Source organism: Dubosiella newyorkensis, assembly GCF_001945605.1.
GTDB lineage: Bacteria > Bacillota_I > Bacilli_A > Erysipelotrichales > Erysipelotrichaceae > Dubosiella > Dubosiella newyorkensis.
Genome location: NZ_MPKA01000071.1, coordinates 1 through 568, shown reverse-complemented (window position 1 = coordinate 568; position 568 = coordinate 1). Strand labels below are relative to the sequence as shown.

1 protein-coding gene is annotated in these 568 nt (G+C 46.3%); it reads right to left on the bottom strand.

What is annotated here, in order from left to right; genetic code table 11:
* Positions 1-60: 60 nt before the first annotated feature.
* Positions 61-568, bottom strand: a 508-nt coding sequence (locus tag BO225_RS07445; protein ID WP_143356792.1) for an SPFH domain-containing protein, incomplete at its 5' end; no start/stop codon positions are given.

Here is a 568-nt window from a genome sequence, read left to right as displayed (position 1 = left end):
TTGTATCACTCTCCTTAAAATCTGAAAAGAGCTCTAACCACAACAAAAAAGAAGCGAAGATCACTCTTTTTCTTCGCTTTTTAAGTTTGTAAATTCTTTAGCGGATGTAAGGAAAGAAGCAAGACTTTGCAGCTCTGTAGGAACGACCAGTTTGGTCGCTTTTCCATCCGCAAGCTCTGAATACGCCTTCAAGCCTTGGAGCATCATATATTCTTTGGTCGGATTCGCTTCTTTGATCATGGCAATACCACGGGCTTGCGCTTCGTAGATCGCTTCCATCGCTTTGGCCTTTCCTTCGGCTTCTGCGATCATCGCTTCCTTTTTCGCGACTGCCGACAAGATCGTCGCTTCCTTTTGCCCTTCTGCTTTGAGAACTTGAGAACGTTTTTCTCCTTCCGCCTTTAAGATCGATTCACGGCGTTCGCGCTCTGCCCGCATTTGTTTTTCCATCGCTTCTTGAATATCGTGCGGCGGAATGATGTTTTTGACTTCGACACGGCTGACCTTGATTCCCCAAGGATCGGTCGCCTCATCTAAGATCGAGCGCATCTTTGTGTTGATGATATCG